This window comes from Fructilactobacillus ixorae (genome assembly GCF_024029915.1).
Taxonomy (GTDB): domain Bacteria; phylum Bacillota; class Bacilli; order Lactobacillales; family Lactobacillaceae; genus Fructilactobacillus; species Fructilactobacillus ixorae.
Window position 1 is genome coordinate 512266 of the sequence record NZ_CP097478.1, and the last position, 14557, is coordinate 526822.

The 14557-nt window shown below is 46.9% G+C and carries 18 protein-coding genes; 17 read left to right on the forward strand and 1 reads right to left on the reverse strand.

Annotated features, from left to right (window positions below; translation table 11 throughout):
* The first annotated feature begins 30 nt into the window (after positions 1-30).
* From upp to M8332_RS02480, 17 genes are all read left to right on the forward strand, one after another.
* Entirely contained in the window at positions 31-657 is a 627-nt protein-coding gene (upp, locus tag M8332_RS02400; protein WP_252780599.1) for a uracil phosphoribosyltransferase, read from the forward strand.
* Positions 658-940: 283 nt separating this feature from the next.
* Positions 941-1597, forward strand: coding sequence for a F0F1 ATP synthase subunit A (gene atpB, locus M8332_RS02405; RefSeq protein ID WP_252780600.1), 657 nt, complete (start codon positions 941-943; stop codon positions 1595-1597).
* 18 nt (positions 1598-1615) lie between these two features.
* A complete protein-coding gene (gene atpE, locus M8332_RS02410; RefSeq protein WP_252750032.1) occupies positions 1616-1828 on the forward strand; it encodes a F0F1 ATP synthase subunit C in 213 nt (70 codons plus the stop codon).
* Positions 1829-1867: 39 nt separating this feature from the next.
* Positions 1868-2374, forward strand: a complete 507-nt coding sequence (atpF, locus tag M8332_RS02415; protein ID WP_252780601.1) for a F0F1 ATP synthase subunit B — start codon at positions 1868-1870, stop codon at positions 2372-2374.
* A complete protein-coding gene (gene atpH, locus M8332_RS02420; protein WP_252780602.1) occupies positions 2361-2906 on the forward strand; it encodes an ATP synthase F1 subunit delta in 546 nt (181 codons plus the stop codon). Before atpF ends, atpH begins: the two co-directional genes overlap by 14 nt.
* 31 nt (positions 2907-2937) lie before the next feature.
* Complete coding sequence (gene atpA, locus M8332_RS02425) at positions 2938-4473, forward strand: F0F1 ATP synthase subunit alpha (protein ID WP_252780603.1); 1536 nt, start codon at positions 2938-2940, stop codon at positions 4471-4473.
* 20 nt (positions 4474-4493) lie between these two features.
* Positions 4494-5414 (forward strand): F0F1 ATP synthase subunit gamma, encoded by a 921-nt coding sequence (locus M8332_RS02430; protein WP_252780604.1) that lies wholly within the window; start codon positions 4494-4496, stop codon positions 5412-5414.
* Between the two features lie 22 nt (positions 5415-5436).
* Complete coding sequence (gene atpD / locus M8332_RS02435) at positions 5437-6849, forward strand: F0F1 ATP synthase subunit beta (protein WP_252780605.1); 1413 nt, start codon at positions 5437-5439, stop codon at positions 6847-6849.
* Positions 6850-6861: 12 nt separating this feature from the next.
* The gene (locus M8332_RS02440) at positions 6862-7290 is read left to right on the forward strand and encodes a F0F1 ATP synthase subunit epsilon (protein WP_252780606.1); all 429 of its coding nucleotides are present in this window, start codon (positions 6862-6864) and stop codon (positions 7288-7290) included.
* A gap of 142 nt (positions 7291-7432) precedes the next feature.
* Positions 7433-7660 carry a DUF1146 family protein gene (locus M8332_RS02445; protein WP_252780607.1) on the forward strand — a complete coding sequence of 76 codons (228 nt, stop codon included), beginning with the start codon at positions 7433-7435 and terminating at the stop codon, positions 7658-7660.
* 20 nt (positions 7661-7680) lie between these two features.
* Positions 7681-8952: a UDP-N-acetylglucosamine 1-carboxyvinyltransferase gene (gene murA, locus M8332_RS02450; protein ID WP_252780608.1), complete on the forward strand. Its 1272-nt coding sequence runs from the start codon at positions 7681-7683 to the stop codon at positions 8950-8952.
* Positions 8953-9018: 66 nt separating this feature from the next.
* A complete protein-coding gene (locus M8332_RS02455; protein WP_252780609.1) occupies positions 9019-10044 on the forward strand; it encodes a rod shape-determining protein in 1026 nt (341 codons plus the stop codon).
* 5 nt (positions 10045-10049) lie between these two features.
* Positions 10050-10304: a membrane protein insertion efficiency factor YidD gene (gene yidD, locus M8332_RS02460; protein WP_252780610.1), complete on the forward strand. Its 255-nt coding sequence runs from the start codon at positions 10050-10052 to the stop codon at positions 10302-10304.
* A 1-nt stretch (position 10305) separates the two neighbouring features.
* On the forward strand, positions 10306-10515 hold the full coding sequence (locus tag M8332_RS02465; protein WP_252780611.1) for a DUF2969 family protein: 210 nt from the start codon (positions 10306-10308) through the stop codon (positions 10513-10515).
* A 29-nt stretch (positions 10516-10544) separates the two neighbouring features.
* Complete coding sequence (locus tag M8332_RS02470; RefSeq protein WP_252780612.1) at positions 10545-11741, forward strand: FtsW/RodA/SpoVE family cell cycle protein; 1197 nt, start codon at positions 10545-10547, stop codon at positions 11739-11741.
* Positions 11742-11833: 92 nt separating this feature from the next.
* A complete protein-coding gene (locus tag M8332_RS02475; RefSeq protein WP_252780613.1) occupies positions 11834-12973 on the forward strand; it encodes a D-alanine--D-alanine ligase family protein in 1140 nt (379 codons plus the stop codon).
* A gap of 120 nt (positions 12974-13093) precedes the next feature.
* Positions 13094-13990, forward strand: coding sequence for a helix-turn-helix transcriptional regulator (locus M8332_RS02480; RefSeq protein ID WP_252780614.1), 897 nt, complete (start codon positions 13094-13096; stop codon positions 13988-13990).
* A 12-nt stretch (positions 13991-14002) separates the two neighbouring features.
* Here M8332_RS02480 and M8332_RS02485 read toward each other — a convergent pair whose 3' ends face one another.
* On the reverse strand, positions 14003-14491 hold the full coding sequence (locus tag M8332_RS02485) for a universal stress protein (RefSeq protein WP_252780615.1): 489 nt from the start codon (positions 14489-14491) through the stop codon (positions 14003-14005).
* Between the last annotated feature and the right edge of the window lie 66 nt (positions 14492-14557).

Here is a 14557-nt window from a genome sequence, read left to right on the forward strand (position 1 = left end):
TGAGACGGAGAAAGAAAAGGAGTGTTGACCTTGAGTAAATTTCACGTAATGAATCATCCTTTGATTCAACATAAACTAAGTATCATTCGGGATAAGAAAACCGGAACCAATGAATTTCGAGAAGTTGTCAACGAAATCGCCAACTTGATGGCCTTTGAGGTCACCCGCGACATGCCCCTCCAGGACGTGGAAATCGAAACGCCAATGGGAAAGGCCACGACTAAGAAGCTTGCCGGGAAAAAGGTGGCGGTCGTGCCTATCTTACGGGCCGGAATTGGAATGGTTGATGGGATTTTGGAACTGTTACCGAGTGCCCGGGTTGGTCACGTGGGAATGTATCGGGACGAAACCACCTTCGAACCCCATGAATACTTTGTGAAATTACCTTCAGACATTCAAGACCGAGAAGTCTTAGTGGTTGATCCAATGCTCGCAACGGGAGGATCTGCCATCATGGCCATTGATGCCTTGAAGAAGCGTGGCGCCCAGAACATTAAGTTTGTGTGCCTGGTGGCTGCACCAGAAGGGGTGCAAGCTCTAGAAGCTGCCCACCCAGACGTTGAAATTTACGCAGCGGCGCTGGATGATCGCCTCGAAAATGGGTACATTGTGCCCGGACTTGGGGATGCCGGGGATCGGTTATTCGGAACTAAATAAATCAAAAAGCAGAAATCAGTGGATTTCTGCTTTTTGATTGGCAAAAAAACCGGCAAGCGCACTGGTTATAATTAAAGGAATTACTTTGTATTTAATTTCATTTGGTGGTATCATTCTAATGAATTTTAGGATTAGCTACTGCGTGGTTATTCTTAAAATGAATGGTAAAGCAAGGTGTGAATCTGGCGCCAACCGTTCGCTATTTGAAAGGCAAAAGAGGTGATAATTAGTGGATCCAACTCGTACTTTTCAATTTTGCGGTTTGACCTTCAACGTGGGAAACATGATTTCTGGAATAATTGTTGCAGCAATTGTGTTTGGCTTTGTTTATGTTTGCTCCCGGCGAATTCAAATGAAGCCCACGGGCAAGCAAAATTTATTGGAGTACATGATTGACTTTACGAACGGAATTGTGAAGTCGACGATGCCAAGTGGATCAACCAAGGATTATGGACTGTGGGCGTTTACGCTCTTCTATTTCATTTTGGTAGCAAACCTCTTGGGGTTGTTCCTCCACATTGAAGTTGGTGGAATTGTTTACGTGAAGAGTCCCACGGCCGATCCAATCGTTGCAATGTCGTTTGCGCTGATGTCAATGTTGATTGCTCAGTACTCGGGGGTACAAAAGTTAGGTTATAAACAGCACTTTGAAACCTACCTACAACCCATTCCCTACTTGTTACCGATCAACTTGATGGAAGAGTTTACTAATTTCTTAACCCTTGGAATTCGGGTGTACGGTAATATTTTTGCTGGTGAACTGCTGGCAGGTTTGATTGCGAAAATGGCATTTTCGCATGGGATTGCAATCCTGGCTATTTCGGCACCAATTGAAATGGCATGGATGGCCTTCTCAGTATTTATTGGCTGTATTCAGGCCTACGTTTTTGTAACTTTATCATGTGTATATATTTCTCATAAAATTACGCTTGAGGAATAAGAAAAGGAGGAAGTATTTATGGGTGCAATTGGAGCTGGAATCGCGATCGCAGGTGCCGCAGTTGGGGCCGGGATCGGTGACGGAATTTTGATTTCGAAGATGCTAGAAGGAATGGCACGTCAGCCAGAATTAAGCAATACCTTACGGACGAACATGTTTATCGGGGTCGCTTTGATCGAAGTTATGCCCATCTTAGCCTTCGTGATTGCAATGTTGGTAATCAACAAGTAATCAAACCAGTTGATTAACAAACAAAGGAGGTGTCAATAGATGTTAGTGATTGGAGAAGCATTTAACATTGGGGATGCCTTATTCTACGCGGTTTTATTCATTATTCTCATGTGGCTGATCAAGGTGGTTGCCTGGAAGCCCGTAACGAAGATGATGCAGGATCGGTCGGATAAGATTGCCAATGACATTGATACGGCCGAAAAGTCGCGGAACGAAGCCTTGGAACTGGCGAAAAAACGGCAGACGGAGCTGGCTAATTCGCAAGCAGAAACAAGTGAAATCATTAGCAAGGCGCAACAAACCGGGGATAAACGCCGCGAGTCGATTATTAGTAGTGCCAACTTGGATGCCAAAACCATTAAAGAGAATGCCGCGAAGGACATTGAGCAACAACAACGAGATGCCCTAGCCAACTCAAAGAATGATGTAGCTGATTTATCTATTGAAATTGCTTCCAAGCTGATTCAAAAGAACTTAGACGCCAATGATCAAAAGACGTTAATTGATTCCTACATCGAAGGGTTGGATAAGTATGAGTCTAACTAAGCATGAAGTTGCTAATCGGTACGCGAAGGCATTGTATGCGACCCTAGAAGAGCAGGATCAAGTTGCCACCGGACAAACTGACCTTGCCACCATTCAAAGCATTTTGACGGCTGATCCAACGGTGACCACGGCCCTCGCGTCGACGGCGTTGTCGCCGGACCAAAAGGAAGCGTTGTTAAAACCGTTGCTTGAGAGTGTGACAACGCAACCAGTCAAAAACTTGGTGCAGATGATGTTTGATTATGGGCGCATTAGTGACTTACAAGCTGTAATTGATAAATTTAAGCAAATCTATAACCAAAAACACGGAATTGTGATTGCCAGCGTGACCACTGCAGTCCCACTGGCACCAGAACAACGCGACCAGTTAGCGCAAACCTTTGCTAACAAGGTACAGGCCAACCAGGTCGAATTGCAAGAACACACGAATCCAGCACTTATTGGTGGAGTAATTTTGCAAGCGGAGAACGTTGTGTTTGACGGGAGCATTAAAACCAAACTAGACAACTTGAAACGGCTATTACTGCAGTGATGAGCTCGCAAACGAAAGAGGTGAAACTTTTATGAGCATTAAGGCTGAAGAAATCAGCGCTCTAATTAAAAAACAATTAGCAGGCTATCAAGATGAGCTCACGGTGGCAGAAACCGGAATCGTTACCTACATCGGTGACGGAGTGGCTCGGGCCTATGGGCTTGATAATGCCTTATCCGGGGAACTGGTTGAATTCCAAAACGGAATCTACGGAATGATTCAAAACTTGGAAAGCAACAACGTCGGAATCGTGATTCTCGGGGACTATACCGGGATTCGGGAAGGTGATTCCGTCAAAAGAACCGGTCGCATCATGGAAGTTCCCGTTGGTAACGCAATGGTAGGCCGAGTGGTTAACTCACTGGGGCAACCAATTGATGGAAACGGCAAGATTGAGACGGATACCGAAATGCCAATCGAACACAAAGCACCCGGGATCATGGACCGAAAATCAGTTGATGAACCACTCCAAACGGGGATTAAAGCCATTGATGCGTTAGTTCCAATCGGACGGGGGCAACGGGAATTAATCATTGGGGACCGGAAAACCGGGAAAACCTCCATTGCCATTGATACGATTTTGAACCAAAAGGATCAAAATATGATCTGTATCTACGTTGCAATTGGTCAAAAGGATTCCACGTTGATGCAACAGGTTGAAACGCTACGGAAGTTTGGCGCCATGGACTACACGATCGTAGTTACGGCTGGACCTTCTGAACCAGCCCCGCTGCTCTACATTGCCCCGTATTCCGGTGCAACGATGGGTGAATTCTTCATGAACAAGGGACAGCACGTGTTAATCGTCTACGATGATTTAACGAAGCAAGCGAACGCTTACCGTGAACTCTCCTTGATTCTGAGACGTCCGCCTGGCCGGGAAGCTTATCCTGGGGATATTTTCTACACCCACTCCCGGTTGTTGGAACGGGCTGCTAAACTCAGTGATAAATTAGGTGGCGGTTCAATGACGGCCTTGCCAATCGTTGAAACCCAAGCTGGGGACGTTTCGGCCTACATTCCTACCAACGTAATTTCCATTACCGATGGACAGATTTTCTTGAACGCCGACATGTTCTACTCTGGTGATCGACCAGCCATTGATGCTGGAACTTCGGTTTCACGGGTTGGTGGAGACGCCCAAATCGCGGCTATGAAGAAGGTGGCCGGAACCCTCCGGATTGATTTGGCTTCTTACCATGAATTGGAATCCTTTGCACAGTTTGGTTCTGATTTGGATGATGCCACGAAGGCCAAGTTGGATCGGGGAGCTCGGACGGTGGAAGTTTTGAAGCAAAAACTTCACGATCCGCTTCCCGTTGAAAAGCAAGTCATCATTTTGTATTCGTTGACGCACGGTTATTTGGATAAAATTGCCGTTGACGACGTTTTGCGGTTCCAAAATGAACTCTTTAATTACTTTGATGATCAGCACCAAGACTTGTTGCAACACATCAAGGAAACCGGAAAGTTACCTGATGAGCAACAACTCACCACTGCCATTAGTGAATTTGCTAAACTATTTACTCCGACAGCGGCACAAACGTCGAACCAACCGCAAGCTTAAATTTGAAGGGAGGATAACCAATGGCTGAATCAATGAATGAAGTCAAGCACCGCATTGCCTCCACTAAAAATACCCGCCAAATTACGGAAGCCATGCAAATGGTTCAAACCGTTAAACTGAATCAAATTCAGGGCCAGACGGCAACTTATAATGAATACGTTGCGAAGGTTAAGTCGGTGGTAATGCACTTGGCTCAATCACACTTATTAGATAGCCAGCAGCCTTCAAATGATCAAGCCCATGCCAAAAAAGGGCCGACAGCTTACCTCGTAATCACGTCTGACCGGGGGATGGTCGGAAGCTATAACAGTAATGTTTTGCGGGGGACCAACCGGTTCATCGCAGAGCAGACTCCGAACGTTGATGACTACGTAATCCTTGCAGTTGGAGGCACGGGCGCTGATTTTTATAAAAAAAACCAGGCGAACGTGGCGTATGAGTACCGCGGGGTTTCTGATATTCCGACGTACCAAGAAGTGAAGGGAATTGTGAAGACCATTACCCAGATGTACAACGATCACTTGTTTAGTGAACTGTACGTCTGCTACAACCACTTTGTAAACCGGGTTCGTTCCGACTTTCGGACGGAGAAATTGTTACCGATGGATCGGGAATCAATTCGCCAGAGTATGGATGGGGCGACCGGAGCAGGATCGAGTATTCAAACGGAAACTCTGACGGCGGAATACGAAGTGGAACCATCTGAACAGGAAGTGCTCCATGCCATTTTGCCTCAGTATGCAGAAAGTTTGGTGTACGGAGCAATCTTGGATGCCAAGACGGCGGAGCATTCGTCTAGTTCAATGGCGATGAAAGCGGCAACTGACAATGCTGATGATTTAATTTCTTCGTTGGAATTAAAATATAATCGGGCCCGCCAGGCTGCGATTACGACCGAAATCACTGAGATTACGGGTGGTCAAGAAGCATTGAATCACTAATGATGGGAGGAATTAACGCATAATGAGTGCTGGTAAAGTTTTACAAGTAATTGGACCGGTTGTCGATGTTGAATTTCCCCTAGATGGCGATTTACCTGAAATTAATGATGCTTTAAGAGTCCAAAAAGGCGATGACGATGTTTTAGTAACAGAAGTAGCGCTGGAATTGGGTGACGGAGTTGTCAGAACGATTGCCATGGACGGAACCGATGGGTTACGTCGTGGCATGGAAGTTGAAAACACGGGCAAGCCAATTGAAGTGCCCGTGGGTAATGACACACTAGGCCGAGTATTTAACGTTTTAGGCCAAACCATTGATGGTGGCCCGAAATTTGGTCCAGATGCGGAACGGTGGAGTATTCACCGGGCTGCACCTAAATTTGATGAAATTAACCCGTCCACCGAAGTGTTGGAAACGGGTATTAAGGTAATTGACTTACTGGCTCCCTACATTCGGGGAGGAAAAGTTGGTCTGTTCGGTGGTGCCGGAGTTGGTAAAACCGTTTTAATTCAAGAATTAATCCATAACATTGCGCAGGGACACAACGGGATTTCCGTCTTTACGGGGGTTGGAGAACGAACCCGTGAAGGGAACGATATGTACTTCGAAATGAAGAGTTCGGGAGTTCTGAAGCAAACTGCCATGGTGTATGGACAAATGAACGAGCCGCCTGGTGCCCGGATGCGGGTTGCCTTAACGGGGCTAACGATTGCCGAATACTTCCGTGATGAAGCCGGCAAGGACGTGTTGTTGTTTATCGATAACATTTTTCGGTTTACCCAAGCGGGGACGGAAGTTTCAGCCCTCCTAGGTCGGATTCCATCGGCCGTAGGGTACCAACCAACGTTAGCAACTGAAATGGGTCAGCTCCAGGAACGGATTACCTCAACGAAGAAGGGGGCCATTACCTCGATTCAAGCGGTTTATGTTCCTGCCGATGATTATACTGACCCGGCGCCCGCCACGACGTTCGCGCACTTGGATGCCACGACCAACTTGGAACGTTCTTTAACGCAACAAGGGATTTATCCTGCCGTGGATCCGTTAGCATCAACCTCGTCTGCGTTGGATCCAGCCATCGTGGGTGAGGAACACTTCCAAGTGGCTAGCGAAGTACAACACGAGCTGCAACGTTATCGGGAACTACAAGACATCATCTCAATTTTGGGGATGGATGAATTGTCAGACGAAGAAAAGACGATTGTTGGTCGCGCGCGGCGGATTCAGTTCTTCCTGTCGCAACCATTCTCAGTCGCTGAAACGTTTACCAACGTGCCCGGGAAATACGTTTCCGTTCAAGACACCGTTACCGGATTTAAGGGAATCTTGGAGGGGAAGTATGATTACATTCCAGAAGATTACTTTAGAAACTGTGGTCCGATTGACGACGTAGTTGCAAAGTATGAAGCGGCCCAAAAGGATACCGACAAATAAGGAGGGATCTAATTGGCTGAAGCAAAGAACGTTTTAACCGTTAGTATCGTAACTCCCGATGGCTCGGTTTATACTAATGATCAGTGTTCGTTGGCAGTGGTCCAAACACAGACTGGGGATCTTGGCATTATGGCAAACCACATTCCGGTGATTGCCGCGTTGCAGATTGCGCCGGCCGAGTTTAAAAACCAAGACGGGCAATCGGAAATTATCGCGGTCAACGGTGGCTTTGTGGAATTTTCGAATAATGAGTTGACGATTGTGGCTGATAGTGCGGAACGAAAAGATCAAATTGACGTGAACCGGGCTACTAGTGCCAAGGAACGGGCTCAAAAAGAAATTGAGGAAGCCAACAGTAATCATGACGCCGATACCATGAAACGGGCTGAAGTCGAATTACGACGAGCCTTAAATCGGATTAACGTTGCGAACCGACGTTAAAAAGTTAGTAAAAGGGAAATCACCGACTGGTGGTTTCCCTTTTTGTATTTGGTGGAAAAGTAAGTAAACGGCGTGGTTCGCCCGGACACGGCCAGCGTTTTATGATAAGATTGAGGGTAGCAATAATTGGAGGAAGATTAGCATGAATGGATTTGGGTTACAGGCTTTGATTAGCATTATTAGTCAGTTATTTTTTGTCATTTTGGCTTTTTGGGCCATCCAAGGAATTCATTTTGAACGGTTGGTGCCCATCAAAGAGCAACAGGGAAAAGTGTTACTGGTGCTTTTGGCGTTGGGACTAGGCTCGTTGAGCAGTAATTTCTTTCTCTCTTTTATTGATAACTTAAAAAACTTACAATTTTTATTTTAAACCAACTGGGAGAAGAAAAAATGGATAAAATTATTGTACGCGGTGGCAACCGCTTATCCGGAAGTGTTCACATCGAGGGAGCAAAGAATGCCGTGCTCCCCATTTTAGCCGCCACGATTTTAGGTAGTGAAGCACAGAGTGTGATTACAAACAGTCCAATTCTTTCGGATGTGCACGTGATGAACGAAGTGTTGCGGAGTTTGAATTTACAGGTGGATTTTGACGAAAATCACAATCAAATTACGGTGGATGCGACCGGATCAATTAATAGTGAAGCGCCCTTCGAGTACGTATCGAAAATGCGGGCTTCCATTGTGGTCTTGGGACCACTGTTAGCACGTCTGGGTCAGGCCCGGGTGGCGCTGCCTGGTGGGTGTGCAATTGGTTCACGCCCGATTGACATCCACTTAAAGGGCTTTGAAGCCATGGGAGCCACGATTGAGCAACATGAAGGTTACGTAGAAGCAAGTGCACCCAATGGCTTACAAGGAGCCGAAATTTACTTTGATTTTCCAAGCGTGGGAGCGACCCAGAACGTTATGATGGCCGCAACGCTTGCTCAGGGAACCACGGTAATTAAAAACGTGGCCCGGGAACCAGAAATCGTCGATTTGGCGCACATGTTAAATGACATGGGGGCCCACATCACGGGGGCCGGGACCGATACGGTCACCATTGAAGGAGTACAAAAGCTGCATGGTGTTCACCATGAAGTGGTGCAGGACCGGATTGAGGCTGGGACCTTTATGGCTGCCGCCGCGGTGACAAAGGGGGACGTTCTGGTTGAAAATGCGATTGTCGAACATAACCTTCCCTTTATTGCCAAACTGCGGGAGATGGGCGTAACCGTCACCCAGGAGGAACAAGGGGTACGCATCATTGGCCCTGATACCTTACAACCAGTTGACGTAGAAACGGCACCGTATCCAGGGTTTCCAACCGACATGCAACCGCAGATGACGGTCTTACAACTGGCGGCTGACGGGGTCAGCACGTTAACCGAAACTGTGTTTGAAAACCGATTTATGCACTTGGATGAATTACGGCGAATGAACGCCAAATTTGAAATCAAGGGGAATACCGTAGTAATGCACGGGCCAACTCGTTTTGAAGGGGCTGAAGTGGCCGCCACTGATTTACGGGCAGCGGCAGCGTTGATTATGGCCGGCCTAATTGCTACGGGCGTTACGCACATTACTAACTTGCAGTACCTAGATCGAGGGTACTATGAAATTGAAAAGAAACTCCGCCACCTCGGGGCAAACATTGAAAGGGTTTCCACTGGGAGCTAGCGGTCTGAAACGATAATTATGGTATAATTTACACAATTAGCGAAAGTGGGAAAGGAAGAACAAAAGATGGCCCAAGATATTGGAATTGACCTAGGAACAGCTAACGTGCTGGTATCGGTAACGGGAAAGGGAGTTGTGTTAAACGAACCTTCCGTCGTTGCGATTGATACGAAAACGAACAAGGTGCTGGCAGTCGGAAAAGAAGCCTACGAAATGGTCGGCCGGACGCCTGGCAACATTAAAGCCATTCGGCCGTTAAAGGATGGGGTGATTTCTGACTTTGACGTGACGGAAGCAATGTTGAACTACTTCATTAAAAAATTAAGCGTTAAGGGCATGGTTTCCAAACCGAAGGTAATGATTTGTGCCCCCACCAACATTACGAACATTGAGCGAAAGGCGATCATCGAGGCCGCCCAAAAATCAGTGGGCGGCGAAGTCTTTTTAGAAGAAGAACCCAAAGTGGCTGCCATTGGGGCGGGGATGGACATCTTCGAACCCACTGGGAGCATGGTGATTGATATTGGTGGAGGAACCTCTGATATCGCCGTCGTTTCGCTCGGCGACATCGTGGCTAGTAAGTCACTGAAGTTAGCCGGCGACGTGATGAACCAAGACATCGTGGATTACATGAAACGAACCCATAACATCATCATTGGGGAGCACACGGCCGAAAAAATCAAGAAAACGATTGGAACCGCCAAGGCCGATCCAAACGATATCAAAGAAATTGAAGTTCGGGGCCGGGATGCCGTCAGTGGGATGCCGATTTCCGTTACCATCAACAGTACGGAGATAGCCGATGCCATCCATACGTCCGTTCAGATGATTATTAACGCTGCGAAGAGCGTCTTAGAAACGATTCCACCGGAATTAGCGGCCGATATCATTGATCGGGGTGTCATGCTAACCGGAGGGGGCTCCATGTTAAACAACATTGACGTGGTAATTTCTGATGCCCTGACGGTACCGGTGATGGTATCTGAAGATCCACTTGAAAACGTTGCTAAGGGAGCTAGTGCCTTACTGGAACACATTGATACGGAAAAGAAGCCGAAAAAGGGTTTTAGTTTGTTCGGTCGAAGTAACTAACGATCATGCAAAATCTGTTAGTGAAGTTAATTAAAGCTTATCAAGTCGGCGTTTCAGCGCATACGCCCCCCACCTGTCGCTACCAACCAACGTGCTCGCACTATACTGAAACGGCTATTGAACGCTTTGGAAGTTGGCGGGGGTTATTGATGGGGGGAGCCCGTATTTTACGGTGTAATCCCCTGGTACACGGGGGCTTTGACCCAGTGCCGACGCGCTTTCAACTACGGCGCAACCAGACAACCCGGAATGGAGGCTAGAATGAGTCGCAAGGAAAAACAAATTGAATTAGAAGTGGTTGCTACGCCTGATCACGAAAACTTAGTCCAGATTAAGGGGCGCACCGTCGGAAAGATTGTGCCGAATGCGGATAAGTTTGATTGTTACATAGGCGAGCAAGTGTTTCACGAAAAAAACGAAGCGGACGCCTTACAACAGGTGATTCGTGAATATAATTTACATCAGAGATAACCGATAACTGAGATTAAGGAGAGTTAATCGTGTTTCAAAGAAGACAAGTGCAAGATGGTGATCGAATTGATTGGAGCATCATCTTTTGCGTGCTGATGTTAGCCTTGGTCGGGCTTGGCTCGATTTACGTGGCCGTTTCGCATGATACCGGAGGCGTATCGGTGGTTCGAACCGTGGTTTCTCAGTTAGTGTGGTATGTAATTGGAGCGGTGGCGGTAGTTGTCATCATGCAGTTTGATGCCCAGCAATTGTGGAAAATTGCGCCCTACGCTTATTGGTTTGGAATTTTTCTCCTATTTGTCGTCCTGTTTCTATACAGTCGGGCGTACTTCGCGCAAACGGGAGCCAAAAGTTGGTTTGCCCTTGGGCCGTTTACCTTTCAACCCTCTGAAATTATGAAGCCGGCGTACATTTTGATGGAAGCCCGGGTCATTGCGGATCACAATAGCGAATATCCGATTCATACGGTTCGGAGTGACTGGAAACTGATTGGTCGGATGTTTCTATGGACGTTACCCGTCGTGGTGTTGTTAAAACTGCAAAACGACTTTGGGACGACCGTGGTGTTCTTAGCCATCTTAGGGGGCCTGCTAATTGTTTCGGGAATTACCTGGAAAATTTTGGCGCCGGGCATCATCGGGTTTGTGACCCTCGTCACGACCGCGGTCTTGCTGGTGGTAACCAGTGGTGGACGAGCCATTTTAGGGCACCTCGGCTTTCAACAGTATCAATTTGAACGAATTGATAGCTGGTTGCATCCAGCTTCTGATTCCAGTAACCAAGGCTTTCAACTGTGGCAAAGTATGAAAGCAATTGGGTCCGGGGGCCTAACTGGAACCGGTTTTAATGTATCCCATGTGTATGTGCCCGTGCGAGAATCTGATATGATTTTCTCCGTCGTTGGTGAAAACTTTGGGTTTATCGGCGGGACTTTACTGATTCTGTTATACTTTCTCTTGATTTATGAAATGATTAAAGTGACGTTTGAAACTCGTAACGTCTTTTATGCCTACATTTCAACGGGAGTAATTATGATGATCCTCTTCCACGTCTTTGAAAACGTGGGGATGAGCATTGATTTGATTCCGATGACGGGGATTCCATTGCCGTTTATCAGTCAAGGAGGATCAGCCCTCATCGGGAATATGATTGGGATTGGTTTGATCATGTCGATGCAGTATCACAATCAAAATTCGATGTTTAGTAACGTTAAACAATTTTCGTAAAAAGTCTGCTCCGGCAGGCTTTTTTTGTTTTTGCTTTGCGCTTTAAAAGTGGTATACTTAAGGTTCAAAAACAGACGAATGGGAGAACAGAAATGACAGAGAACAAGCAACACATTGCGCTATTATTCGGTGGAGATTCTTCTGAACATGACGTATCCAAACGGTCCGCTCATAACATCTATGATGCGATGGACCGGGAGCGATACGACGTAAGCCTCTTTTTGGTAACTAAAAGTGGCATGGTTTTAGATGATGCCGCATCGCACCGGGTGTTTGCTGGTGAAGATGAAGATGCCGTTGCTGCGGAAGTACTGCCCCAGTTAGACGCCGCTAATCCGTTGGCACCAATTCTTAATCTGGATAGTACGAAGCACATCGATGTCTTTTTCCCCATTATTCACGGGAATTTAGGGGAAGATGGGACCATCCAAGGATTGTTACGGTTATTGCAAAAACCCTACGTTGGAAGTGGGGTGCAAGCCTCAGCCCTTGCGTACGATAAGGATTTAACCAAGAAGATCTTGACGGCTACCGGCATTCGAAATACCAAGTATGTGTTAGTTACACCTGATACTGCGGCCGAGTGGAGTTACCCCAAGGTTAGTGAGCAGCTTGATTCCCAGTTGTTATTCATTAAACCAGCCCGGCAGGGTTCCTCAATTGGGATCCACAAGGTTAAGAATGATGCCGAATATGCGGCTGGTTTACAGGATGCGCTGCGGTACGACGATAAAGTGTTGGTGGAAGAAGCCATTAATGGTCCAGAAGAGGTAGAAATTTCTATCCTCGGAAACAAAGACCCGCAGGCTTCTAAAATTGGTGCGATTAAGGTACCAGCAGAAGACGCGTTTTATACCTATGATAATAAGTTCGTAGATGCCAGCGCGGTTGAATTTACGATTCCCGTTGAATTACCAGCACCAGTGCGGGATGAAATTACGGAAATGGCCCTAGGTGCCTTTCGGGCGCTGGAGCTAAAGGGCATGGCGCGGATCGACTTCTTAGTATCAAAAGATTTAACTCCCTACCTAGGAGAAGTCAACACCTTGCCTGGTTTCACTAACATTTCGTTATATCCCCAGCTGTGGGAAGCTTCCGGAATTAGTTATTCGGAGCTGATTGATCGCTTGATTGAACTGGCAAAGGCTGAATTTGTGCGCCAAGGCAAAATTTTACATGATTTTAAGCCACTAACGTTAACTGATCAAGATAAAGTTTATGACGCTGACTAGCGCTGAAAAAGGCACCGTGGTTCATCACCACGGTGCCTTTTTTTGGTTGACAAGGGAGCCAAAATCAAGGATAATAACATTTATTTTTTGAGATAAACTCAATTTTGGAGGAATAGAGGAATGTTGGTTTTCCCCACCGATAAATTATTAGTCGAGCTTAGCCAGTTGATTAGAACGCGGCGTCAGCAACTGCATTTATCCCAAGCAGAATTAGCAAGGGGGATTTGCACCCAAACCACCATTAGTACCCTGGAGAACGGGACGCATTTTTCGAAGTGGGAATTGGTGCCCAAGCTATTAGAGCGCCTGCACATCGAACCACAGGAATTAGAACATGCCATGCGATCCCAAGCAGCTGATGGCGAACGACAGCTTCAGCAGATTGAAACGGCCCTGTTTCAGTTTGATTTCCACCAGGCCACTGCACAACTCAACGCCATTCGCCGTGAAAATCTAGATACGAAGGCCCAACTAAGTCGTTACTATTGTTATCAAGGCCTATTGAAGGTGGTCGTAGACTCTGAACTGGATGACGCAATTGTCGCCTTTGATTTGGCGTTAAGTCGGAACCCCCCCCGGCAACATTCGTTAACCTGGGGCTGGGTTTACCTGGGCGAAGCGCTGACCTACCAACGAATGCACCTGACGAAGCGGGCCCAACGCTCGTTACAAAAGGCCTTTGGTGAATTACAGGCCCTCACCCAAGTTGTAACGCTTCCCCTAACCACGGTGGTGAAATTTGGCCTAGCGGTGGTCACCTTAGGATTACTGTTACGCCTGGATGCCGAAACACAGGCCGGGTGCCAGCGCTTACGCCACCGGTTGCAAGCCCATTATTCGTACTATTGTTTAGCCGACTTGTACTACTTGGAGGGACTTAGTTTACAAGCCACGGGCCAGGCACAGGCGGCCAACCGATTGTTAACTCGGGCAGATCAATTGGTACATCTAAAAAATAGCAGTAAGTTTGAACGGCTCATGCAAATTTACCAACAAAAAAGGCCTGAACTGGAATAGTTCAGGCCTTTTTTAGTGACTTTGTTTGCCAAGGTCGTGTTCCGAAAGCAGCTGATTTTGGAGGTTGGTTTTAACTACCAAAACATCACAAGGAGCGTTGCGGGTCACATATTCAGTAACGGATCCAATCAGAAGACGTGCCACGGCATTTAAGCCGGTCGCGCCCATGATGATTAAATCAACTTTTAAGGTTTGGGGTAACTCCTTGGCAATGATGGTTTTGGGAGCCCCGTATTCAATCGAATAATCAACGTCAGTTAACCCGGCAGCGTGGGCCGTTTGGAGGGCCTTTTCTAGGCGGGTTTTGCTCTTTGTGGTAATTTCATCCACAATACTGGTATCAAAGCTAGAGATATCCTGGTAAGCCCGGGTATCAATGGCATGCACCAAGTGGAGGTGGGCGTGATTGCGGTTCGCAATGGCGATGGCTTTTTCAAACGCGAGTTCAGCACCGTAAGAACCGTCAACGGGAACTAAGATTTCATTGTATTCTTGTAACATAAATAATCACCTCATTTAGAGTAGCACCTGATTTAACCACCTTTATTTTAACGCTCTTTGGCGGAA

Coding starts and splice junctions, on each gene's coding strand:
- atpB (WP_252780600.1), top strand. CDS start 941: ATGATTTCTGGAATAATTGTTGCAGCAATTGTGTTTGGCTTTGTTTAT.
- atpE (WP_252750032.1), top strand. CDS start 1,616: ATGGGTGCAATTGGAGCTGGAATCGCGATCGCAGGTGCCGCAGTTGGG.
- atpF (WP_252780601.1), top strand. CDS start 1,868: ATGTTAGTGATTGGAGAAGCATTTAACATTGGGGATGCCTTATTCTAC.
- atpH (WP_252780602.1), top strand. CDS start 2,361: ATGAGTCTAACTAAGCATGAAGTTGCTAATCGGTACGCGAAGGCATTG.
- atpA (WP_252780603.1), top strand. CDS start 2,938: ATGAGCATTAAGGCTGAAGAAATCAGCGCTCTAATTAAAAAACAATTA.
- M8332_RS02430 (WP_252780604.1), top strand. CDS start 4,494: ATGGCTGAATCAATGAATGAAGTCAAGCACCGCATTGCCTCCACTAAA.
- atpD (WP_252780605.1), top strand. CDS start 5,437: ATGAGTGCTGGTAAAGTTTTACAAGTAATTGGACCGGTTGTCGATGTT.
- M8332_RS02445 (WP_252780607.1), top strand. CDS start 7,433: ATGAATGGATTTGGGTTACAGGCTTTGATTAGCATTATTAGTCAGTTA.
- murA (WP_252780608.1), top strand. CDS start 7,681: ATGGATAAAATTATTGTACGCGGTGGCAACCGCTTATCCGGAAGTGTT.
- M8332_RS02455 (WP_252780609.1), top strand. CDS start 9,019: ATGGCCCAAGATATTGGAATTGACCTAGGAACAGCTAACGTGCTGGTA.
- yidD (WP_252780610.1), top strand. CDS start 10,050: ATGCAAAATCTGTTAGTGAAGTTAATTAAAGCTTATCAAGTCGGCGTT.
- M8332_RS02465 (WP_252780611.1), top strand. CDS start 10,306: ATGAGTCGCAAGGAAAAACAAATTGAATTAGAAGTGGTTGCTACGCCT.
- M8332_RS02475 (WP_252780613.1), top strand. CDS start 11,834: ATGACAGAGAACAAGCAACACATTGCGCTATTATTCGGTGGAGATTCT.
- M8332_RS02480 (WP_252780614.1), top strand. CDS start 13,094: ATGTTGGTTTTCCCCACCGATAAATTATTAGTCGAGCTTAGCCAGTTG.
- M8332_RS02485 (WP_252780615.1), bottom strand. CDS start 14,491: ATGTTACAAGAATACAATGAAATCTTAGTTCCCGTTGACGGTTCTTAC.